The 20,654-nt window shown below is 63.0% G+C and carries 18 protein-coding genes and 1 pseudogene; 8 read left to right on the forward strand and 11 right to left on the reverse strand.

Annotation, left to right across the window (positions count from 1 at the left end):
- Window positions 1-45 precede the first annotated feature (45 nt).
- From P12x_RS08270 to P12x_RS08280, 3 genes are all read right to left on the reverse strand, one after another.
- The gene (locus P12x_RS08270) at window positions 46-645 is read right to left on the reverse strand and encodes a DUF1003 domain-containing protein (RefSeq protein WP_435010390.1); all 600 of its coding nucleotides are present in this window, start codon (window positions 643-645) and stop codon (window positions 46-48) included.
- A gap of 110 nt (window positions 646-755) precedes the next feature.
- The gene (locus tag P12x_RS08275) at window positions 756-1,196 is read right to left on the reverse strand and encodes a RidA family protein (protein WP_435010391.1); all 441 of its coding nucleotides are present in this window, start codon (window positions 1,194-1,196) and stop codon (window positions 756-758) included.
- A gap of 34 nt (window positions 1,197-1,230) precedes the next feature.
- Window positions 1,231-2,100: an SMP-30/gluconolactonase/LRE family protein gene (locus P12x_RS08280; protein WP_435010392.1), complete on the reverse strand. Its 870-nt coding sequence runs from the start codon at window positions 2,098-2,100 to the stop codon at window positions 1,231-1,233.
- A gap of 176 nt (window positions 2,101-2,276) precedes the next feature.
- Between P12x_RS08280 and P12x_RS08285 the strand changes: the two genes are divergently transcribed.
- Both P12x_RS08285 and P12x_RS08290 read left to right on the forward strand, forming a co-directional pair.
- A complete protein-coding gene (locus P12x_RS08285) occupies window positions 2,277-2,669 on the forward strand; it encodes a nucleotide pyrophosphohydrolase (RefSeq protein WP_435010393.1) in 393 nt (130 codons plus the stop codon).
- Window positions 2,670-2,695: 26 nt separating this feature from the next.
- Window positions 2,696-4,168, forward strand: a complete 1,473-nt coding sequence (locus P12x_RS08290) for a sulfatase family protein (RefSeq protein ID WP_435010394.1) — start codon at window positions 2,696-2,698, stop codon at window positions 4,166-4,168.
- A 68-nt stretch (window positions 4,169-4,236) separates the two neighbouring features.
- On the opposite strand, the gene P12x_RS08295 is transcribed toward P12x_RS08290, so the two are convergent.
- On the reverse strand, window positions 4,237-5,298 hold the full coding sequence (locus tag P12x_RS08295) for a hypothetical protein (protein ID WP_435010395.1): 1,062 nt from the start codon (window positions 5,296-5,298) through the stop codon (window positions 4,237-4,239).
- A gap of 367 nt (window positions 5,299-5,665) precedes the next feature.
- Between P12x_RS08295 and P12x_RS08300 the strand changes: the two genes are divergently transcribed.
- Complete coding sequence (locus P12x_RS08300) at window positions 5,666-6,205, forward strand: cyclic nucleotide-binding domain-containing protein (protein ID WP_435010396.1); 540 nt, start codon at window positions 5,666-5,668, stop codon at window positions 6,203-6,205.
- Window positions 6,206-6,277: 72 nt separating this feature from the next.
- On the opposite strand, the gene P12x_RS08305 is transcribed toward P12x_RS08300, so the two are convergent.
- Window positions 6,278-8,173, reverse strand: coding sequence for a hypothetical protein (locus P12x_RS08305; RefSeq protein WP_435010397.1), 1,896 nt, complete (start codon window positions 8,171-8,173; stop codon window positions 6,278-6,280).
- A gap of 318 nt (window positions 8,174-8,491) precedes the next feature.
- Between P12x_RS08305 and P12x_RS08310 the strand changes: the two genes are divergently transcribed.
- The gene (locus P12x_RS08310) at window positions 8,492-9,433 is read left to right on the forward strand and encodes a PIG-L deacetylase family protein (RefSeq protein ID WP_435010398.1); all 942 of its coding nucleotides are present in this window, start codon (window positions 8,492-8,494) and stop codon (window positions 9,431-9,433) included.
- A gap of 63 nt (window positions 9,434-9,496) precedes the next feature.
- Window positions 9,497-10,297 carry a glucosamine-6-phosphate deaminase gene (locus P12x_RS08315; protein WP_435011653.1) on the forward strand — a complete coding sequence of 267 codons (801 nt, stop codon included), beginning with the start codon at window positions 9,497-9,499 and terminating at the stop codon, window positions 10,295-10,297.
- A 50-nt stretch (window positions 10,298-10,347) separates the two neighbouring features.
- On the opposite strand, the gene P12x_RS08320 is transcribed toward P12x_RS08315, so the two are convergent.
- From P12x_RS08320 to P12x_RS08330, 3 genes are all read right to left on the reverse strand, one after another.
- A complete protein-coding gene (locus tag P12x_RS08320; RefSeq protein WP_435010399.1) occupies window positions 10,348-11,934 on the reverse strand; it encodes a 2-isopropylmalate synthase in 1,587 nt (528 codons plus the stop codon).
- A 317-nt stretch (window positions 11,935-12,251) separates the two neighbouring features.
- Window positions 12,252-13,445, reverse strand: a complete 1,194-nt coding sequence (locus P12x_RS08325; RefSeq protein ID WP_435010400.1) for an alpha/beta hydrolase-fold protein — start codon at window positions 13,443-13,445, stop codon at window positions 12,252-12,254.
- A gap of 123 nt (window positions 13,446-13,568) precedes the next feature.
- Window positions 13,569-13,784 (reverse strand): hypothetical protein, encoded by a 216-nt coding sequence (locus P12x_RS08330; RefSeq protein ID WP_435010401.1) that lies wholly within the window; start codon window positions 13,782-13,784, stop codon window positions 13,569-13,571.
- Between the two features lie 592 nt (window positions 13,785-14,376).
- Here P12x_RS08330 and P12x_RS08335 point away from each other — a divergent pair.
- Together P12x_RS08335 and P12x_RS08340 are read left to right on the forward strand one after the other, a co-directional pair.
- Window positions 14,377-16,041, forward strand: coding sequence for a tetratricopeptide repeat protein (locus P12x_RS08335; RefSeq protein ID WP_435010402.1), 1,665 nt, complete (start codon window positions 14,377-14,379; stop codon window positions 16,039-16,041).
- An 87-nt stretch (window positions 16,042-16,128) separates the two neighbouring features.
- On the forward strand, window positions 16,129-16,917 hold the full coding sequence (locus tag P12x_RS08340) for a hypothetical protein (protein ID WP_435010403.1): 789 nt from the start codon (window positions 16,129-16,131) through the stop codon (window positions 16,915-16,917).
- A 9-nt stretch (window positions 16,918-16,926) separates the two neighbouring features.
- Here the strand turns inward: P12x_RS08340 and P12x_RS08345 are convergent, their stop codons facing one another.
- The gene (locus P12x_RS08345; RefSeq protein WP_435010404.1) at window positions 16,927-17,559 is read right to left on the reverse strand and encodes a hypothetical protein; all 633 of its coding nucleotides are present in this window, start codon (window positions 17,557-17,559) and stop codon (window positions 16,927-16,929) included.
- A 227-nt stretch (window positions 17,560-17,786) separates the two neighbouring features.
- Here P12x_RS08345 and P12x_RS08350 point away from each other — a divergent pair, with 227 nt between their 5' ends.
- Entirely contained in the window at window positions 17,787-18,935 is a 1,149-nt protein-coding gene (locus P12x_RS08350; protein WP_435010405.1) for a glycosyltransferase family 4 protein, read from the forward strand.
- Between the two features lie 139 nt (window positions 18,936-19,074).
- Here P12x_RS08350 and P12x_RS08355 read toward each other — a convergent pair.
- Both P12x_RS08355 and P12x_RS08360 read right to left on the reverse strand, forming a co-directional pair.
- Window positions 19,075-20,211, reverse strand: a pseudogene (locus tag P12x_RS08355) (ISKra4 family transposase); the annotation flags it as partial.
- Window positions 20,187-20,501, reverse strand: a complete 315-nt coding sequence (locus P12x_RS08360) for a hypothetical protein (protein ID WP_435010354.1) — start codon at window positions 20,499-20,501, stop codon at window positions 20,187-20,189. The gene P12x_RS08360 and the pseudogene P12x_RS08355, both read right to left, overlap by 25 nt.
- Window positions 20,502-20,654 lie beyond the last annotated feature (153 nt).

The raw sequence follows: 20,654 nt of genomic DNA on the forward strand, positions 1-20,654 counted from the left end.
AAGTTTACGTTGGTAATACTCGGACTGTCCGTGGTCGTCGCGTGTTCAATCACGACCGCTTTCTCGGTCGAGTACATGCTTGCGTCGATCCATCTCGCGGATGACCGCCTCGGGGCTCACATCTCGCTTCAGATCTTCCAGCTCCGGATCCCGTCCTTCCGCCAGTCCGAGATGGTCCGCGATCGCGTCGACCAATTTCAGGACGCGAGTCAGCTCGTATTCGCTGAGTAGGTTGATCTGAAGATCCAACTCGGCCCGCTGCTCGGCCACCTCGGCCTGGCGGTTCTGGCTGAGCAACACGAAAGTTGCCAGGAAGATTGCTTCCAGCGAGACGATCATCGTCAGCAGCCCGAATGGGAACGGGTCGAACATCCAACGAGGGCCGAACCATCCCAGGTTGGAGACGACCCAGCCGGCGAACCAGGCGGCATGGACGAAGACGAAGGGCATGCTGCCGGACCAGGCTGTGATCGCGTCGGCGAGTCGATCCTGGGGTCCGCGTGCTCGTGCGATCTGGCGACGGACCTCGACGAGGGTATCGATATTACGCTCGATGACCTCGATGAGTTTGGGGCTTTGACCGCTCGCCAAAACGTCGAGGCGTAGCTGTCTCAGCTCTTCCGGGGTCAGTTTTCTCTTGGACACGGCTCGGTCTCCGCCGGAGTCTAGAGCCGAGGCCCCGACGAAGCCCTGGCCCATGCCCGTCCCTTGGCCCCGAACCGTATTCTACTCCATCGCCCCCGCATCGGTCGGAATCAGCCCTTGATCTCGAAGATCGCCTCGACTTCCACGGCCGAGCCGGTCGGAATCTGGGCAAATCCCAGGGCGCTCCGGGCATGGAAGCCATCTCCGGGCTTGCCGAAGATCTCGTGCAAAAGGTCGCTGCAGCCGTTCACCACCAGGTGCTGATCGGTGAAATCTAGGCTTGAATTAACGCAACCCAGGAGCTTCAGGACCTTCAAGCCGTCGAGCGTCCCGTGGGCGTTCCAGACCGAGTTCAGAATCTTGACCGCGCACTCGCGGGCCGCCTTCTTGCCCTCGTCCACAGACACGCCCGCGCCGAGCTTTCCCTTGATGTCGCTGACGTGTCCCGACGTCATGAGCAGGTTGCCGGTCTTGACGACCATGGCCAGATAGCCCGGCTCCTGCCTGGTGAAGGTGATCCCGAGCGATTCCGCTTTCTCTTGAGGCGTCATGATCGTCTCTCCGAGGGACTGATAGGGCGAAAACTCATCTCGACCGGAGGCGTTGCCAGGCCAGACCGGGCGTCTCGACGCGGAAGGAAACGAGACGCGTATTCTCCACTTCGGTCACGTAAACCGTCTTGCCATCGGGGCCTCCGAAGCAAAGATTGGTGGGGGACTTCCCCAGGACGTCGATTTCTTGCAAGACCTTTCCCTCGGGGGTCATGATCACGACGGTCCCCTTGCCATGACGGGTGATGTAAAGATTCCCTGCGATATCGCAGCGCATCCCATCGAAACCGTGATCGGGAAATTGCTTGATGAGCCGCTTCTCTCCCAGGGTCCCGTCCGCCTGGATCGGGAATTTCCATACATTCCGTTGCGCCGACTCGTTGACATACAGCCATTTACCATCGGGACTGACCTCGATCCCGTTGGTCGTGCCCATGTCGGCGGCGACCCGCTCGATCTGTCCGATGGTCGAGATCTTCCAGATTTGCCCCTTGCTCCTGACCCAGTCGGGGTCGCTGGCGTAAATCGTGTCGTCGGGGGCGATGGCCAGGTCATTCGGCTGGTTCATCGCCGCGTGGGCAAACACCTCGATCGCCCTGGTTTTGGGGTCGATCCGCAGGACGTTATGGCCCACATAATCGGCGACATACATCCGGTCTTTCGAATCCAGGACGATCCCGTTGCCCACACTCTTACCGGGAAGAGTGACGAAGACCTCCCCCTTGCTATCGGGAGTGACCTTGCCGATCGTCTGTTCCTTCTGGAAGTTCACCGCGAAGATGAATCCATCGCGATCGCAACAAGGCCCTTCGATTCCCTTGGTGAACTCGCCCACCTCGGTCAGAGGGGTGGCGACATAGGGACTGTCTTCCCCGGCCGCCGGTGTCGCGAGAACGGCCACCATCCCAAGAATCCCAACAATCCGAGCCATCATCATTTTGCCTTTTGTCGTGTCCGGGTGTCTGATCAAGAGGCGAGGCCCATTCTTCAGCGTCCGGACTCGCTTGTAAACCCGACGGCGGCCTGATGTCTCGTTCGATCGATATCGACCCGCGAATGGATCTGGCGAAGGTTCTTTAAATGACCGACGACGAAACGACCATCGAACAATTGAAGGCCCTCGTCCTGGGCTTCTCGAAAGAGCGGGATTGGGAGCAATTTCACCACCCGAAAGACCTCGGGCTCGCCCTAGCCAGCGAGGTCGGCGAGCTGCTCGATCACTTCCGGTTCAAGAGCGATGCCCAGGTCCGAGCGTTGCTCGGAGATCCGACCACTCACCGCGAGGTGGCCCACGAGCTGGCAGATTGCCTCTGGGCTTTGCTCCGGCTGGCCTCGGTCTGCCACGTCGATCTGGCCTCAACCCTCCGAGAGAAGGTGTCGCTCGCGGCGATCAAATATCCGGTCGATCGCTCGACCGGGCGGAATGACAAATATACGGCCTATCAGGAGCCGGACGATCCGCCTGCCCGTTGAGGAACCCGTACGCTACAATGTCTCGCATGAATGTCATCGTCGTCGCCTGCAACAGTTTCCATCTCGGGTTTCTGGGTGCCTACGGCAACAGTTGGATCGAGACGCCCCACCTCGACCGCCTGGCGACCGAAGGCGTGGTCTTCGACCAGCATTTCCCCGAGAATCTCACCACCTTGCCGACCCGCCGGAGCTGGTGGACAGGACGCTATGGATTTCCCGACACCGACTCCGGCTGGACTCCGCTCCGACATGACGAGCCGATCCTGCCGGACCTGCTGTGGAATCAAGGAGTCCACTCGGCGCTCATTTCCGACGTGCCCATGCTCAGGGAGGCCGGGCAGGGTTTCGGTCGGGGCTGGGATGAGGTCCTCTGGATCCGAGGCCAGGGTTATGACCCCCTGATTCCCCCGGACGATCCTCGGATCGGGAAGGTTCGGATCTCCGAAGAACCTGGCCTGAAGCTCCCGGAAAAGGACGATCCTGATTACGACCTCTGGAAAGTCCGCTGGGAACAATTCCTGAGGAATCGAGCCGTCCTCGGGACCGACAACGAGACCAATACCGGAATCGCGAGGACGGTGAACGCGGCGATCGACTGGCTTGGTCGCCGAGGCTCGGATCCCTCGCCGTTCGTCCTCTGGCTCGACCTCTTCAGCCCTCACGGACCCTGGGATCCGCCCCAGCCTTACCGGGATCAATATGCGGCGGCCGAGCCCGACGAGTTCGAGGCCGGCGAGGAAGGCGACCTCGTCGAGGAAGACGATGAGCTGACCCTGGAAGATGTCCGAGTCCTGATCGACGTGCCCGCCGGGGCCGTCGGAGACGTCCTCTCCGAGGAGGAGTTGCTCCGACTCCGCCGAACCTATGCCGGGACCGTGACGCTGGTCGACCGCTGGCTCGGAGAACTTTTCGAGTCGCTCCGTCAGCTAGGCCGGCTCGACGATTCGATCCTGATCTTCACCTCGGATCAAGGGGAACCGCTCGGCGAACATGGCTACGTCCGTCGGTTCCGCCCCTGGCTCTACGAGGAGCTGATCCACACGCCCCTGATCGTTCGGATGCCGAAGGGGGAATTCGGAGGGACCCGACGTCAGGCGATCGTCCAGACGGTCGACCTGCTCCCAACAATACTCTCGGCGCTCGATCTCCCTCGCGATGACCGGGCCCAGGGTCACGACCTTCTCCCCTTGATCCGGGGCGAGCAGTCGAAAGTCAGGGACTACGCCTGCATGGGCATGGATGTCGAGGAATTCGCCATCAGGACCCATCTCTGGCACCTGACCGTGCCCGTCGAGGTCGATCCTGACGAGCCGAAGAAGCCCGAACTCTACCGGAAACCCGAGGATCGGTGGGACCAGAACAACGTCGCCGCCGAACATCCGGACGTCGCGGACCAGCTTGAGCTGACGCTTCGCCGATTCGTCGAGGCCATCGGCCGCGACACCATCGAGGAGGTTCCCCAGCTCCGAGACGTGGCCCGTTTCGGGATCACAGAATGAATCGGGCGGGGAAGAGACATCTAGCCCCCTTCCCCGCCCGGACTCTAGCCCGAATAGTCGACTCGAGGTCAATTCGTCTCTTCCGCGTTCCCGTGGAACAACTTGCTCTTCATCCGCTTGAGAATGCAGGGACGCTTGCCGATCTTCGCACCGCAATTGTCGCAAACACAGGTGTGAGCCGGCGCCTGCGCGGTGGGCTGGACCTGCGAGGTCGGCGTGACTTTTGCTTTTGCAATGGGCTTATGCTTGTGCTTCGCGACGACTTGAATCACGGGCTTGGCCTGCGGCGAAGGGGCCGATTGTGGCGAAGCCAGGGCCATCGGGGTGTGGACGTGTGGCGAGGTATGGTGCTTGACGCCGATCTTGTGCAGGAAGGCGGCGAGGATGGTGGGCTCGGTCTCTTCCAGAGCGCTGGCCGGATCGACAATCGGCGGGATGGCCTGGCGAGCCTGATCGTCAGACTTCCGGACATCGTCCTTGGTCAGCTTGACCTCGACCGGAGATCCGATCGGCTTGGAAATCGAAGGGCGTGATTCGTCGATCGGATCGACCTCGGGAACCGTGGGCATCCGATTCACGACGATCACGCCGGATTCGGGAGCGGGCAGTTCGGCCGAGGGGGGAATCGGGGCGTTCTCTCCGGTCGAGGATGGCCGGTCGAGTTCGCTCGAAGCCAACTGCTGTCCCGCAGGCGCGACTGGCGCGGGATTGGCCATCTTATCCATCTCGACGAACGGTGCCGGAGGGGCGAGATCGGACGCGGGCACGTCCTGCTCGACCCTGGCCGGGGTGACCGCGGCGTCGGATGCCTTTTCCGAAGGGACCTGGATGGCCACGGGGAGCATCGTTGCCCCTGCCGCGACCGACGAGCCCTGACCCAAGCTCGTCCGGGCGTCAGTCATGTAGAACTGGGTCGGCTTCGGGCGGCGGTTGAACGCGAACCAGGAGGTCCGACTCGACGGCTCCACCTTCGGAACAACGGTCGAGTTGCGTCGCAGTCCCGGGAAGAATTTCGATAGTCCCAGGGGACTCGTCGAAGCAACCGAGGTCTCGGACCCCTCGGGCGGCAGCGAAACCTGTTGTTGGGGCGGTGCCGATGCCTCCGCCCAGGCCTTGGCGTGGGATGGCATCGGATCATCGAACCTCTTCAGAGTCCCGGTGCACCCGGATGCTCCCACCCAGAGAGCTAGCGCGGCCACGATCCCACACTGTCTCGACATGGCGAATCCCTCCGCCTTTGCGCCTCCTTTTCCCAGCCCCGGTCCTCCCGGGCGGGTTGGCGCTATCCTGTGATTAGGGATCGGAGCGAATCGCGGGACAATCCGTGGATTCCGGCGACCTCGAAGCCGGCCCGAACATAGAACCGGTTTCTTCGTGAAAACCCGACTCTCCCTCCAGGTCGAACGTAGAAGAGTAAGTTAGAGCGATCGACGACCATGACGATGGTCGGGCAGATCAGTCCATGGTTCGTCCCGTCAATGCAGGGAGCCAGATCTCATGCCGACCATCTCGACCGACGGTTCCTCACGATTCCTCGCGACTCCGCTGCTGACCCGGGCCGAGGAAGACTCAAGACTTACGATCTTCCGGGCGCTGGTCGAAGCCAAGGTCCCTGCCGGGACTCCGTTGTTGACTCAGGGCGATCCCAATAAGTTCCTCTGGTTCGTGGAAGGGGGTTCGATCACGATCGAGAGGACGCAGCCCGATGGCCGTGTCGATGAACTGGCCGTCCTCTCGGGCCCGGCCATGTACGGGACGACGACCTTTTTCCGTTCGATGGCCCCGAGCGCGACGATCCGGGCAAAAGACGACCTCGTGGTCTGGATGCTCGATCACCGGTCCCATGATCGGCTCCGACAAGATCATCCCCGAGCCGCCGAGGCCCTGGCCCTGGAGGTCGTCCGGGTCCTCTCCGAGCGATTCGACCAGCTCGACCGCCGACTCGCCGAGATGATGGCCCAGCACCTCGACGATCACCCCAGGGCGAACGAGTGGGCCAATTTCCGCGCCCGACTCTTCGAGGAGCCTTCGATCTGAGGGTCCAGGCCGATCGAGGAATGCTCAGTGGCTCGTTAATCAGGCGGACTATTTTTAGGCGGTGACCTGTTCTCAACGAATCAATCGAGGAAGGCCGACCGAAACCAGGCCCGACTCGCGAAAGACGAGCCTCAACCGATGGACCTCCCCTGCCCTCCAGTGAGGGAGCCGGTCCAGGGGGACTGCCCAATCGACGCCGGGGCTGTCCGAGGTCGGTTCCCAGCGGACGCTCCGGCAAGGTGACCAGTCTTCATCGCGACCCGACCACCAGATTTCGAGGGGACGCCTCGCCTTCAGGCCAGGTAGGCTGATGGCCAGGGCGTTCGAGGCCTCCGACTCCAGGGTGAAATCGAGATGACACGGCCAACCCTGGGCCTTGTATCGGCCCTCGCCGAGTATTCCCATCCGGTACGATCCGACGAATCGGGCTGACGAAACGGTCGGTCTCTCGCCCCAGAGAGACGACCCCACCCGATATCGCGTGGCCTCCATCCCTCCGAAGAGGGCCTCGCGGTCTTCGGCCGACATCGAGGCGAGCAAGGTCGGACGGACCATTTCATCGGCGAGCCGAGCAAGCTCAGGACCCTTCCCGAAGAGATGCAAGAGCGGGTTGAATGGCCAGGGCTGCGGTGCCCAACGAGGCCGGATCGGCTCGAGCGCCTTCATCGCCTGGGCCATCGTGATCCCCTCTCGAGAGCATTTCGCTTCGAGTCTCATGGCGGCCTCAAGTCGAGGGGGTTGATCGGGAAATCGGAAGGACCATTCGGCGGTGGACTGCATCCTCGGATAGTGCAAAAACGCGAGCAGGCCAGCCAGGGCGGTGGCCGATGCAATCCCCACGAGCGGCTTTCCGGCGAACCGGGACAACCCCCATGACGACCCGGCTGCGATCAGGACCACGATCCCGAGTTGGGGGAACAGGTGATAACGCTGGACCATGAAGACCGAGAGGTCACCCGAACGGGCTCGGGTCGCGTAAACCGCGAAGTAGCCTCCCAAGATCAGGGCGAGTCCTCCCAGGATCAAGGGACGGTTGCGACTCCTTGCCGCCCAGGCGAGGCACGAAGCAAGTCCGATCAACGTCAGGCCCGCGGCGAGCCAATCGGGGAACCGCCCCGCCTGACCCGGCAATCCCACGAGCCCGGGGATCAAGACCAGCGAGGGAGCCCGGATCGTGGCCCAGAGGGCCGCCTCGACATCGAGATTTCGGCCGAGACTCGTCGAGACCAACTCGCCATAGCGAAACCGCGAGCAGACCAGCCAGTACAGCCCCGTTCCGATGGTCGGGAGCATCGAGAGGAGCAAAAGTCGAAATCGCGAGATTCCGGATTGACTCAGGAGCCTGAGCGAGGCCAGAGGGCCGGCAAGAACCCCGATCGCCGAGAAAGCCGGGGCGATCGCCGATGCGATCATCGACCCGACCAGCCAGCCGCGTCGAGCCTCGGGAGAAACCGACTCGACCGCCGACCTCGCCGCGTACCAGGCGGTCAGAGTCGATGTGGCCGCCCAGGTGAAACTACTGGCGGAGTACCAGAGGACGACCTCGGCCGCGACAGATGAGAGGCTATAAAAAACGACTCCAAACATCGCTGCCGGAAAGGATTTGGTTTCCCGCCTGATCAAATTGACCAGTAGCACGACACTCGAACCGAAGGCGAGGAACGAGGACACCAGGAATGCCCTCGGCAAGGCCAGTACGTCCCGACCCGATCCTTCCCAGCAGAGCCAGGAGACCAGCTCGAAGAGCGGGGCCATATGCTCGTTGAAGGGTCGAAAAAGCGCCTCGGATAGGCTTGCTCGACGGAGGCTCCCGACTCGTAAGAAATCATCGTCGAAAAGACTTGGGTCGGAAGTCCACCGGAGATATGGCACTCCGATCAGCACGAGAAAACCGCCGATGAGGAAGGCCCCCAGGACGATCCTGAACCATCGATTTGCTCGTCCGTTCCAGACTGTCATGGGGCTCATCCCCTGGGAGATATCCGCATCGACCGCCAGTATCCGGGACCCAGAGTGATCCATCCTCCCCATTTCGACAATCCGAAGTCGGCGAGGGATTGGAGCGTGAAGCTCTGGTGAGAGATCCGGGATTCAACCGCCTGCGCGTTGACGGGGCGTACTTTGGGCTTCACAATGGATCTCTCAAGGGGTCCTGATTCTCCTCAGAAGGCAAGCTCTCCGGATCGGTCGCCTGATCCCGTCTGTGAAGAGTTGAGATCGGCCCTGTCCGTCCTCGGACCCCCACTCCGGCCGGCCCGCCGGGTCGTGTCGTCGGAGCACCCGCCCATGGATAGCGCTTCAATGTCCTCGCGATGTCAGCACTGGCAGGCTCCTTTCGAAGACCTTCTCAAGACCGTCAAGGGCAGTGGCTCACACGGGCAACTCCTTGATATCCGCGACGCCCTACGCCCCAAGCTCAGTGCCGATCGTCCGCTCGTCATGCTCTGCCCGCACGCCGACGATGGGGCGATCACGGCCGCCTGCCTGATGCATGAATATGCCGTCCGGCGGGGCCTCCCGGTAATCGAGGTCCTGGTCTTCGCGGGCGAGCGGAACGTGGCGGCCCACTGGCTCAATCACCAGAAGAAGGTCTCGGTACGCGAAGCCGAATTCCGCCTCGAATGCAACGTTCTGGGGGCCGAAGCGGTCTGCTGGGACCTGGATGCCTACCGGAACACGGGCTATCAACCCAGCGCGGTGGATATCGACAAGATTGTCGACTGGTTCATCGACAAAAAGCCGGGAGCCGTGATTATTCCCCCGGCGACCGATGCCCACCTGGCCCACCGGATGACTCGTGCGCTGGCCGCGATCGGCCTGGTCGGCTCGGGGCTTTCCGACACCCTGGTCCTGACCGGCTGGACCCCGTGGGGTCCCCTGCCCCGCCCCAACGCTTACTTCACGTACGATGGAGAGGCCGAACGCACCAAGGAATGGGCCATCCATTGCCATGCCTCCCAGGTCCTCCTGACGGACTATACGGAGTTCTGCTCGCACCTGGGCCGGGCGTATGCCGCGCTGACCAGGGAATGGGCCGAAGGGCACAGTCTGACCGGGCGAGCTCATCGGATCGACGAACGCTTCGTCGGCGTTGAACTTTTCCAGATCGAGACTTACGACCCGAATCTTTCGGAAGCCAACACGTCCGATCCGATCCAGCTCGCCCTCGGGATGCTCCGGAATCTCCCGATTCCCAAAGCTTTGGCCTCCGTTAGCGGATCGTCTTGATCGGGTCCGGTTCCCCTGCTCTCCCGGAACTCCCTCATTCCTCGCGTTAGGTCCATGTCCCGTATGTCCAAGCCTATTCGCCGTCTCGAACTGGCCGGAGCCTCAGTCTCGGTTTACTCCAAGTCAACCGACGCTTGCCAGGTGGCCGCCGAACGGATTTCCGGCGTCATCTCGAAGGCCTTGGCAGTCCGGGGTCACGCGGTACTCGGACTAGCCACAGGTTCGACTCCCGAGCCGGTTTACGCCCGACTGGTGGAAGCGTACCGGGAAGGAATCCTGACCTTCGCCAAGGTCTCGACCTATAACCTCGACGAATATTATCCGATGGGTCCGCTCGACCCGCAGAGTTATCGGACTTACATGCATCGCCATTTGTTCGGCCACGTCGATCTCGGGGCGAACCGCGCCCATCTCCTCGACGGAACCGTCCCCGAGGCCTTCGCCCCCTCGCATGCCGCCGATTTCGATCGATGGATTGAAGCCGAGGGCGGTCTCGACCTTCAGCTCCTGGGAGTCGGGCGAAACGGACATATTGGCTTCAACGAACCGACCGACCTTCCGGTCGAGCAGGTCCTCGCCCTCCCGACTCGCCTGGTCGATCTTCACCCGACGACGATCTCCGACGCAGCCAAGGATTTTGGCGGGGAAGATCGAGTACCCCGGCAAGCCCTGACCGTGGGCATCGCCCCGATCCTGGCCGCTCGCTCGATCCTGGTTCTGGCTTTCGGAGATCGGAAGGCGGGGGCCGTCGCCCGATCGCTCCGAGGGCCGATCACGGGCGAAGTCCCCGGATCCTTGCTCCAGACCGTCCCGGGCAAGGTCGAATGGCTGATCGACGAGGCCGCCGGCGCCGAGATCCTTTAAGGTAACAGACGCGCGAAACCTGATCGGTCGCGCGTCCGTTTCTGCTCCAATCAGGCTCCCGCGCCCGGCCGCCCGATCACCTCGCGGGGCTGGTCGCGTTCGCGACGGGTCACGATCGCGTTGACCGCATTGAGATAGGCTTCGGCGGAGGCTTCGATGATGTCGGTGGAGGCGGCCCTGCCGCGGAAGCTCCGATCGTCGCTGGTCACTTCCAGCTCCAGCGAAACCTCGCCCTGAGCATCTTTGCCCGAGGTCACGCCTCGGATGGCGAACTCCTTGAGGTTGGCGGCAACCCCGGTCACGCGTTCCACCGCCTTGAAGATCGCGTCGACCGGGCCGTCCCCGATCGCGGCATCCTGGACGATCTCTCCATCGGGACGCCTGATGCAAATCGTGGCCGTCGGCAAGATCCCGGTCCCCGCCGTCGTGTGCAGGCTCACCAGCGACCAGACCGGGGTCACATCCTGGATATGTTTCTCGATCAGGACGACAAGATCCTCGTCATAGAGTTCCTTCTTCTTATCGGCCAGGGCCTTGAAGTCTTCGAAAAGGATCTCGATCTGGGCGTCGTTGAGGTGGTATCCCAGTTCGGTCACCCGATCGCGGAGCGCGTGGCGACCGGAGTGCTTGCCCAGGACGAGATCGGTCTTGGGAACGCCCACATCCTCGGGACGGATGATCTCGTAGGTGGAACGTTCCTTGAGCATCCCATCCTGGTGGATCCCCGACTCGTGAGCGAAGGCGTTCCGGCCGACGATCGCCTTGTTCCGCTGGACCATCATTCCCGTGATTTTCGAGACCATCCGGCTGACCGGATAAAGACGTTCGGTCTTGATGTTCGTGTCCAGCCCGTAGTAGTCGTGCCGGGTCTTCAAGGCCATCACAACTTCTTCCAGTGCGGCATTCCCGGCGCGTTCGCCGATCCCGTTGATCGTACACTCGACCTGGCGAGCCCCCGCCTCGCAGGCGGCCAGGCTGTTGGCCACGGCCATCCCCAGGTCGTCGTGGCAGTGAGTGCTGATGATCGCACGACCGATGTTCGGGACTCGCTCGCGAAGGGTCCGGATGACCTTCGCGTACTGGGTGGGCGTGGCATACCCGACGGTGTCCGGGATGTTGACGACCGTCGCCCCGGCCTCGATGGCCGCCTCGACGACCTCGCAGAGGAAATCAATCTCGGTCCGGGCGGCGTCCTCGGGGCTGAACTCGACATCCCCGCAGTAGCCCTTGGCCCGACGGACGCTCGCCACGGCCTTCTCGACCACCTGGGCGGTGGTCATCTTCAACTTGTGCTCACGATGGATCGCCGAGGTTGCCAGGAATACGTGGATTCGAGGTTTCTGGGCGAACTTCAGGGCCTCCCAGGCGCGGTCGATATCGCGATCGTTGCACCGAGCCAGGGCACAGACCGAGGCTCCCGTGACCTCGGCGGCGATGGCTCGAACAGCCTCGAAATCGCCGGGCGAGGCGATCGGGAACCCCGCCTCGATCACGTCCACGCCAAGCTGCGCGAGGGCACGTGCCACCTCCACCTTTTCGAGATGCGTCATGCTGGCGCCCGGCGATTGTTCGCCATCGCGCAAGGTCGTGTCGAAGATCAGGATGCGATTGTCGCTCGGGTCGTTCGCGTCGGACATGATCGTGACTCGTTCGTGACGTGGTGGGGGAAAAATCCGGAAACGAAGAAAGCCCCGAGACTCGCATGAGCGGGTCTCGGGGCTTCGATGGTCGGTCACGCCGGAGCGTTGAGGACGACGAACCCTAAGACCACGCCCGGCCGATAAGGCCGAGGGCCGACCGAAGTCGTAGGGTCTTGAGGTTCGTGAACATTCAGGGCACTCCGCGAGGCTTTCGCCTCAGATTGATACCCAGATCATAGGCCGATCGACCCTTGATGGTCAAGTGCCCTTCTCCCGTCGTCCGGAAAGAGGTGACGAGACGGATCCACTCGCTCTCATTGGAAGAGCCGAGGGGCCAGCTCGTTGAGGTATTGCCTCCAGTTGATCCAGGTGTGACCTCCATCGGTGATCCGGACCTTGTGGTGGATGCCTCGCTTTTCCAGGATTTCAGCCAGCATCTTCGATCCGGGAAGGGCAAAGTCCTTGTCGCCCACGGTGATTTCCAGCGACTTGATCGCGCCGTTCACCTTGTCGGCCGAGTTCAGGAATGCCTCGTTCTGCTTCTCCCAGTCGGCCGCGTTTCCGCCGAAAAGTCCCGCGCTCCAGATTGCCACCTGGGCGAACTGCTCGGGGTTGGTGGTGAGGACCCTCAACGTCTGGCCTCCGCCCATCGACAACCCGGCCAGGGCCCGATTTTCAGGGCCGGTTTTGACCCGGTAGGTCTGCTCCACGAACGGGATGATCTCCTTCATCAATTCATCGGTGAATCGGTTCTGAAGGGCCTCCATCGCGGCTCGAAAGTCGGCCGAGGGAGGCGCGCCCGCCTCGGGCCGAGCGGGGAGGTTCGTCGGCCGGGGGAGGCTCCCGTTGGGCATCACGACGAGCATCGGGACCGCCTTCGTCCCGGCGATCAGATTATCCAGGATGAACCCGGCCCGCCCGATCGTGCTCCAGCCCGAGTCGTCGTCACCCGCACCATGGAGGAGGTAGAGGACCGGGTACTTGTCGCTCGAACCCTCGTAACCCGGGGGGGTGTAGAGGTGCAACCTCCGCTGCTCGCCGAGCGTGTCGGACTGATACCAGGCCGCCCGGATCTCGCCGTGGGGGACAGCCTCTGTCACTTCAAACTTGGCCTCGTCCCCCGGGACGAGGAACATGCTATCCAGGCTGGAGATCCCCTGCTTGACCATCGGATTCTTCGGGTCGATCGTTCTCACGCCATCGACGCTGAAGTTGTAGCTGTAGAAGTCGGGAGCCAGTGGGCCGACCGTGATCGACCAGACGCCATCCTCATCCTTCGTCATCTTCCCACCCTGACCGAAGTCGCCTCCGAGCGATACCTCCTCGGCTTTGGGGGCGTAGATCCGGAAGGTCACTTGTCGATCAGGGGCGACTTCGGTGGATTTCAGGGTGTCATTGGGGGTGGGCCGTCGTTGGGCAAACTGGGCCGAGAGCCGAGGCGAGGCCATTGAGCTCAGGATCAGCAGGGCGAGAGAAACTCCGAGCTTGGATCGAATCAGCAAGTTCACGGGTAACCTCCAGTGGTTCGCGTCTGAGGAAGAGTCATCACGTCGGAAGTCAGGCATCAGAGTGCGATCAATCGGGCCAACTCCCCGAGTCGAGGTTCGGCCAGCTGGGGGAGGAGTGGTCGCCTATCGGTCGGGTGGGGAGGTCAGACCATCCAGGTGTGGGTCGTGGGAGTTTCGACCGTAGCGAAGGCCCCCCTTGGGCTCGGCCCATCCATCGAACTTGCGATCGGGCTCGATCGAGATGTGCTCGGTCCCGCACGCGAGCAAGACCAGTCGGGCCTTCAGCGAATCGTTGGCATCGCGTGTTGGGAATGATTTGGCGTAGTCTACCCCGAACAACTGTGATGCTCCTCTGAAAGAGCCGAACCAGCCGAACTCCTGCCGTTGATTCCAGCCGATGTACAAGGGTTGGGCGCCTCCCATCGAATGTAACAGGCTGTTGTCCGTCATCCACGACAGTTCCTCGCACGCCTGGGATTTCTTTCGACTCGTTCGTGAAGCGTGCAAACGCACGACGAGATGGTACGGGGACGTATTAACGAGCGATAGAACGTCGAGGCTGTCCCCCGATTCTTTCGAAGTTCGAAAGATGTTGCCGGAGACAATGTCCCTCATCCGAACTTTCTGGCGGTTCGGGTCGTATCACGGAGAAAATGGGGAAGGGAAGCTTTCCGGTCTCGGCGCCGCCGTTTCTCTGACTCAAAATAATCAGGCCGGATCATCGCCGAGGCCTCCGGCCCTCGGATCGTCCCCGTCAGCAGGAGCTTTTCCCTTGAAGTGGCGATCCCCTCTTGCACTCGGCCTGATCGGGCTGAGCTCGGTCCTGCCTGGGTGCGACTATTCTTCGAAAAAACCCACGATCCCGGACAACAACCTGCTAGCGGGTCCCCTCCCTTCGGCTCCCGGGCGGCCCGCGACGAAGGATGCGGTCGTGATTTCCCCTTCGGCCGAAGCACCTCCCGCCGCGATTGATCCCGAGATCGTGCGTCGCCGCGAGGTGATCCTCGGCAATGTGACCAAGTTGATGCAGACCGCCTCGCTCAACCCCGGCGGCCAGAATATCGCGATCGCGACCGACAACCTCAACGAATTGTTCGCGCAGGGCACCCACCCTTCCGAATACTTCCTGAGCCCCGACTCCAAAGACCTGCTACTCCGGAAAATCTACGAGTTGTCCGGGCAGGATCCCGAGCCGCCGGTGAAGGCCCTGTCTTCCCCGAAGTTCACGATTCGCGACGCTCGTCATATCGAAGATTGCATGCTCTACCATGCGGTGGCGACCCGGATCGCGGGGGAAGGGGAAGACCTGACCCGGGTCCGGCGAATCTTCGACTGGATCGTCCGACAGATCACGCTCGTGCCGCCCGAATCGCTCTCGGGGGCCGGGTTCCGGCAGGCGCAGGCCCGACCGGCCGACGTGCTCTTCCGGGGGATGGCGACCGAGAACGGGAGTCGATGGTCGGAGCGTGGCTGGCTGTTCATGTCGCTCTGCCGGCAGATTGGCATCGATGTGGGCCTTCTGACCTATTCCCCGCGACGTTCGCTACCGGGAGTCTCCTTCGATACTCCGACCAAGGCCCCGGTGGTCTGGATCTGCGCGGCGGTGGTTAACAAGAAGGCGTACCTGTTCGATCCCCGGATCGGCCTGGAAATTCCGGGGCCGGATGGGACCGGGGTGGCGACCCTGGAGGAAGCGATCGTCGACCCGCTCGTGCTCGATCGGCTCGAATTGCCGGGCCAGTTCTCCTACGAGACCACCGCCGCCGACCTGGCAGGGAGCCCTACCAAGATTGGTGTCCTGGTCGATTCCAGCCAGGGATATCTCGCCCCGAGGATGAGACTCCTCCAGGGACAACTCCGGGGCGAATTCCGGATGACCCTCTTCCGGGATCCCGCGGAGATGAACGCCGCGTTCGCCGAAGCCCTGGGCCCGAGGTTCGGCGCCTTGAGGCTCTGGGACCTCCCCGTGCGGGTCGAGGAGGCGCTCTTCTCCGATCCGGATTTCGTCGCGGCCACCCAGATGGCCCTCCAGTTCTTCGATGGCAAGTACCCCTTGCTCTACGCCAGGACCGCACAGCTTCGAGGCGACCTGTCCGAGGCGATCGACAAGTATGTCGCGCTCCGGTTCGCCGAGAACGCGGTGATGAATAACCCCAAGAAAGACCCGATCCCCAAGGAAATCCAGGGGGCTCTGGACCTGTACGCCACCTATTTCCTGGCCCAATGCCAGCTCGATCGGGGGAATACGGATCAGGCCGAATACCTCTACCGAAAGATGCTGGAACTGTCGCCCGAGCCCGGACCGGGTCGCTACTTCTTCTACATGCTTCGATGGGGGGCGCAGACCAACCTGGGACGGATCTGCGAGGCCAAGGGAGACTACGAGGGGGCAATTGCCTTCTACTCCCAGCCCGATATCACCACCCAGAGGCACGGCAATCTGCTCCGAGCCCGATCGTTGGCCCTGGCCCATCCAATCGGCGATCCGGTCGCTCCCCTTCCCCCTGCCCCTAAGGATCCGGCCACGGCCGAGAAAAAGGCGGCAGCCCACCCCGTTGGTCCGATTCCCCGGGATCTCAATCTCGTGGTAGATTGATAAGATCTGGTCGCTCCGGCCCGCTTCTTGGTCTTCGTGGCCAGAAGGCGGGCCGGCCCATCCTCCCCGGGGCATCGAGGAATCGTCATGCAGAATGGTGATCTCGGGCCTTCCGGACCTGGACGAGCCGGCCACGATTCGGAGTCGGTCGTCGCCGAACCCGCCTCCGATTGGATGCCCGGGAGCACGGCCGAACCGACGGGTTCGGTCATCATGACCGAGGTCAGCCCGTTCCATTGCCTCTACCAGGATGCCCTGGAATTTCACTCGCAGAGTCGGTTGATGCTCGGGCGATCGGTGTCAGGGTCGAGCCGGTTGGCGCGTGCCGCCCTTCTGCTCTACGTCGCCTCGGGAGAATCATTGGTCCATCAGGCTGCCGTCGAACTGGGTCGCCCCGAGTTCATCCCCCTCCTGGCCGATCCCTCTCGGCCGATGCGGTTGGAGGATGCCCTCAGGTTACTCCCGGCCATTGTTGCCAAGGGTTCCGGCCTCTCGGGCGATCTCTTGGTACCCCCCTGGCCTCAATTTGGCGAACTCCTGGCTCTCCGAACTTCTTGGGCGTATCCCGGACCGTCCGCGAATCGGCGGGCGTACTATCGAGCCCCGGCGATGGGTGCCGAATACGAGCCGATGCAGCCGCATCAGGTCCCACCAGGCCTGAACGTCGCCTCCGGTCAGCTCCAGTATCCCAGGACCGGACTTCCACGGGATCCTTACGCTCTCCGGCCCCATCACCTCGACACGACCCGGGGGATCCTGGACGCGATGGTCGAATCGCTGGATCGTCGGCTCGACGGATCGCTCACCCGGGATAATCGCCATCGGCGCGAGCCGGTCCGGATCGTTTATCCGCCGACGGATCGGATCGCGAGATAGAGCAGATCCTCAAGATCCCGAGCTATCACCCTCGGGCAAGGCGGCGAGGACCATGGCGAGGGCGAACAAGGTCGAATAATAGTGGTATCGACGGGCCTTCGGGTCCAATTCGTTCTGAGTCTCGTCCTTCTCGCTCGGCCCACCAGGCTCGGATTTGAGCCAATCGGACCGCCGGGCCATCGGCGGATAGAGGAGCGAGGTCAACACCGGTTGCATGGCACCAATCCTCGATCGAGGGCCCCGGATCGGCGCTGGCGCGTCCAGGCGGAAGTTTTCCGCCTCGGCCCGGGGACCGGTGAGATCCTCGATCATGGCTTCGATCGATTCCCCCCGTCCGGTATAGGTGCCCCGGGCGGCCCTGGCCCGGAGCAGGAGCCATTCGACACGCTCGGCCGGATACTTGCAGCGAAGCCGGTCGCGAGCCTTGATGACGCGAGGGTCGATCAAGGCCTGAGCCACGGTGGGATACACCCCCAGGTAATGCCCGGGCCGCTCTGAGACCAGTCGATTCCGGCAGCGTTCGGCCCAATCGTCATCCGGGCCACTCTCGGCGATTGCCAGGGTCAGCAAGGCGTCGCGGAGCGACTGACGGCCGTCGTGGTCGGCCTCCCAGGCCAGTCGTAAGAGGTCTTCCGCAGCCATCGTCGGCCCCCTTCCCCGCCTCATCCGACCAAAATCACAAAATCCGATCCAAGCACGCATCTATTACTCGTCTGAGATCGGTTCGGGGTCGGCTTAAACTTTCGTCAAACCCGCATCGACGATCGGGGCTTTTCACCCTCGATGGATTCGACCGAGGCTTTGGGGTTCCCCGTCCGCGGGTCGGGCCGCTATGCTCTGGCCCTCTCGAACTGCCGGAGGTCTTCTCGATGCGCGTCTTGCTGGTCACGTCCTTTCCGATTCCCGGCGAATACGACGGGACGGCGATGCTCCCGATCAAGATCCTCCGAGCCTTGAAGACTCGGGGGGTCGACGTCGTCCTGGCCCACCTCAAGGCGAGGCCAACCTGGGGGGATTCGTCCCAGACCGAGTTCGAGGGCACCCCGTCCTTCACCTTCCATCCCCGAGACTGGGTGGGCGGCCTGGCCAAAGTCCACCGCGAGTTCCCCTTCGATCTGGTTCACGCCCAACATCACGGAGGCGCGAACCGGGCCTATCTGGCCTGTCGCAAATACCGATGGCCGATGGTCTACGAACTGCACTCGCTCCTCGGCGAAGAATACGAACGCGACCGACTCGGGCGTGGTCTCGGCTTCCAGGTCAATCTTCGGCTTGAGCGGGCCGTCTGCCGACATGCCGCTGCGGTGATCGTCCTCGGCGAACAGGTCAAACGAGTGATGATCGAGGAAAAAGGCGTTCCGGCCGACCGGGTGACGGTCATCTATCCCGGGATCGACCTTGGAGAGTACGAGCGGTCCGGGTCGGTTGCTTCGATCCCCGGGGTCGATCCCGGGCATAAGGTCGTGATGTATGTCGGTAGCATTATCCACCCGAATCAGGGAGTTCCCCTCCTGATCGAGTCGCTCCCCGTAGTCTTCGAAGCCGTTCCGGAAGCTCGATGTGTCCTCGTCGGAGGTCCGGCAGAGGCCGGCATACGTTACCAATCTGAACTCGGCCGCTTCGGGGATCGGCTGATCACCCTGACCGGGCAGACGCCCGAAGAGGTGGTTTCCCTGACTCGACGGGCCGACGTGCTGGTCCACTCACGTTTGGCTTGTCGTGAGAATTATTCCGTCCAGAGCAAGATCGCCGTTTACCTCGCTGCTGGGCGCCCGATCGTGGCGACCGACTTCGCCGATTACGCCACGCTGCTCGGTCCAACCGGAGCCGGTCGGCTCGCCTCGGTCGATTCCGCTTCGATCGCCGAGGCCATCATCGACGTCTTGACCCATCCCGAACTCGCGAGTCGGCTGGCCGCATCCACGAGAGCTGTCGCGGTCGAACACTTCGGGATGGATCGCAACATCGACCGCTATCTCGAAGTCTATCGCAAGGCTCTCCGCGAAGGCCCTCGATGAACGGTCGGCAGGACCAATCGAGGGGCGCCCGTAAATCGCCCGGATGTTAAAGACGAAAGGCCGAGTCCCTGGGAAAGCTCGAGGACTCATCGAGATTCCAGACGGGTGAGCGTCTTTTGTGTGGTGGATGGTTGGGGCATCAATTTATGGATGGCGTCCAGAAGGCCTCCCATTGGTCGGCATCTCCCTTGAAGAGGGCCCTGAGGTGGCAGACCGCATCGGCTCCCGACTCACCCCAACGCATCCCGCTCCGCTTCAAGCGCTCGTTGACCACCGCCTTGCATGCCGCCTCGATGTGACCCGAGCCGATCTGCCAACCCGCCTGGATGTAGCTCGGATAGTCCATCCGGTCCGCATGGTTGCCGAGGTACTGCCTCACCTGGCGATCCACCTCCAGGGCGGGCTCCGACCGCCCGTCCCGGTCCAATGCCTCGATCACCGCCAGGGTCGCTCGGCCCCCCTGGTGCTTCAGCGTGTGGCACCAGTCGTCACGGAGGGTCTTGACGGCCTCGGGGTCGCCCGGGTGCCACGCCTTGGCCAACTCGCCCAGGTGCTCGGCGACGTGGTAGAAGTCGGCGATCCGCACCGCCCGCGGGAAGTTCACCCGCAGGAAGTCGTCGACCCCGCTGCCACAGTCGCTCAGGGCCACCCACTGCTGGGCCCGGTCCATCCCGACCTGGGCGGCCTGACGACGCAGCGGATCGCCCAACTCCTCCAGGCTCATCAGCCCGGCCAGGTAGCGGGCCCGTCCGTCTGCGGCGGGTCGTCGGACCTGCGCGGCGATGTCCTGCTCGGCGTGCTTGGCCTTGGCCTCGGGCCTGGGGGCGAAGACCTTGCCGACCCAGGCCATCCGACCTTCGGCCTGGACACCGTCGGGCCCCTGGATCGGCACTCCGGTGGCGTCGACGCTCACGTAGGCGACGCTCCGGCCACGGGCATCCTTGGTCCAGGTCCAGTCGGCCAACCCGCCGAAGGTCTCCCCGGCGGCCAGGGCCTGACCCAGCCGGACGCCGGCGGCCTCGGTGGCCCGCTCGATCGTCGATTCGGCCAGGCGGAGCCCGCTGGCCTTGGGCAGGAGCCTCTGGGCGGCCTCGGCGAAGCTGGCCGTGGTGCCAAAGAGGACAGCCAGTTGCTCGGCTCCGACGGTCAGCTCGGAGGTCCCCAGGCCGAAGGCATGGTCGGCCGGACAATGCCCCTTGCGGCAGGCCGTGCAATGGTAATAGGCGCGCCGTCGGAGGACGAAGCTGCCCATCAGACTGACGACGGTCCGGGCGCATCGGCGGACGAACTTGCTGGGGCCGTGGCAACTCGGGCAGCCGGTACTGGAGCCTTGGTACCCCCCTTTTTCCGCTCATCGAGAGCGGTTTGGATCGCCTGGGCTCCGATCTTGTGGACCCGGTCTCGGACCTGGAACTCGGCCTCTCCGAGGATCTGGCGGTCGGGCTTGGAGGCGAGCAGTTCGGCGATTCCTTGAATTTCCTCCTCGACGACGGCCATCAGACGTTGCTTGATCCGGTCGGCCTCGTCGCGTGGCTCAGGTGTGAGAGGGAGGGAGATCCGGGGCATGGGATGGCCTTCCGTGAAGAACAGGTGAAGAAACCCGGGCGACGCATCGACGTCCTCCGTTGTACGAAATTTCCCACCTACAATCGAGACGCCCACCCCGGGGAGCCGCAGGCCGAAGCGATCCCCTTCCGAAGTCGGCCTCGGCCCGTTATG

The sequence above is a fragment of the Tundrisphaera lichenicola genome, from assembly GCF_051175385.1.
GTDB classification, from domain to species: domain Bacteria; phylum Planctomycetota; class Planctomycetia; order Isosphaerales; family Isosphaeraceae; genus Tundrisphaera; species Tundrisphaera lichenicola.

Coding starts and splice junctions, on each gene's coding strand:
- P12x_RS08275 (WP_435010391.1), bottom strand. CDS start 1,196: ATGACGCCTCAAGAGAAAGCGGAATCGCTCGGGATCACCTTCACCAGG.
- P12x_RS08280 (WP_435010392.1), bottom strand. CDS start 2,100: ATGGTGGCCGTTCTCGCGACACCGGCGGCCGGGGAAGACAGTCCCTAT.
- P12x_RS08285 (WP_435010393.1), top strand. CDS start 2,277: ATGACCGACGACGAAACGACCATCGAACAATTGAAGGCCCTCGTCCTG.
- P12x_RS08290 (WP_435010394.1), top strand. CDS start 2,696: ATGAATGTCATCGTCGTCGCCTGCAACAGTTTCCATCTCGGGTTTCTG.
- P12x_RS08295 (WP_435010395.1), bottom strand. CDS start 5,298: ATGCCATCCCACGCCAAGGCCTGGGCGGAGGCATCGGCACCGCCCCAA.
- P12x_RS08300 (WP_435010396.1), top strand. CDS start 5,666: ATGCCGACCATCTCGACCGACGGTTCCTCACGATTCCTCGCGACTCCG.
- P12x_RS08305 (WP_435010397.1), bottom strand. CDS start 8,173: ATGAGCCCCATGACAGTCTGGAACGGACGAGCAAATCGATGGTTCAGG.
- P12x_RS08310 (WP_435010398.1), top strand. CDS start 8,492: ATGGATAGCGCTTCAATGTCCTCGCGATGTCAGCACTGGCAGGCTCCT.
- P12x_RS08315 (WP_435011653.1), top strand. CDS start 9,497: ATGTCCAAGCCTATTCGCCGTCTCGAACTGGCCGGAGCCTCAGTCTCG.
- P12x_RS08320 (WP_435010399.1), bottom strand. CDS start 11,934: ATGTCCGACGCGAACGACCCGAGCGACAATCGCATCCTGATCTTCGAC.
- P12x_RS08340 (WP_435010403.1), top strand. CDS start 16,129: ATGCAGAATGGTGATCTCGGGCCTTCCGGACCTGGACGAGCCGGCCAC.
- P12x_RS08345 (WP_435010404.1), bottom strand. CDS start 17,559: ATGGCTGCGGAAGACCTCTTACGACTGGCCTGGGAGGCCGACCACGAC.
- P12x_RS08350 (WP_435010405.1), top strand. CDS start 17,787: ATGCGCGTCTTGCTGGTCACGTCCTTTCCGATTCCCGGCGAATACGAC.
- P12x_RS08360 (WP_435010354.1), bottom strand. CDS start 20,501: ATGCCCCGGATCTCCCTCCCTCTCACACCTGAGCCACGCGACGAGGCC.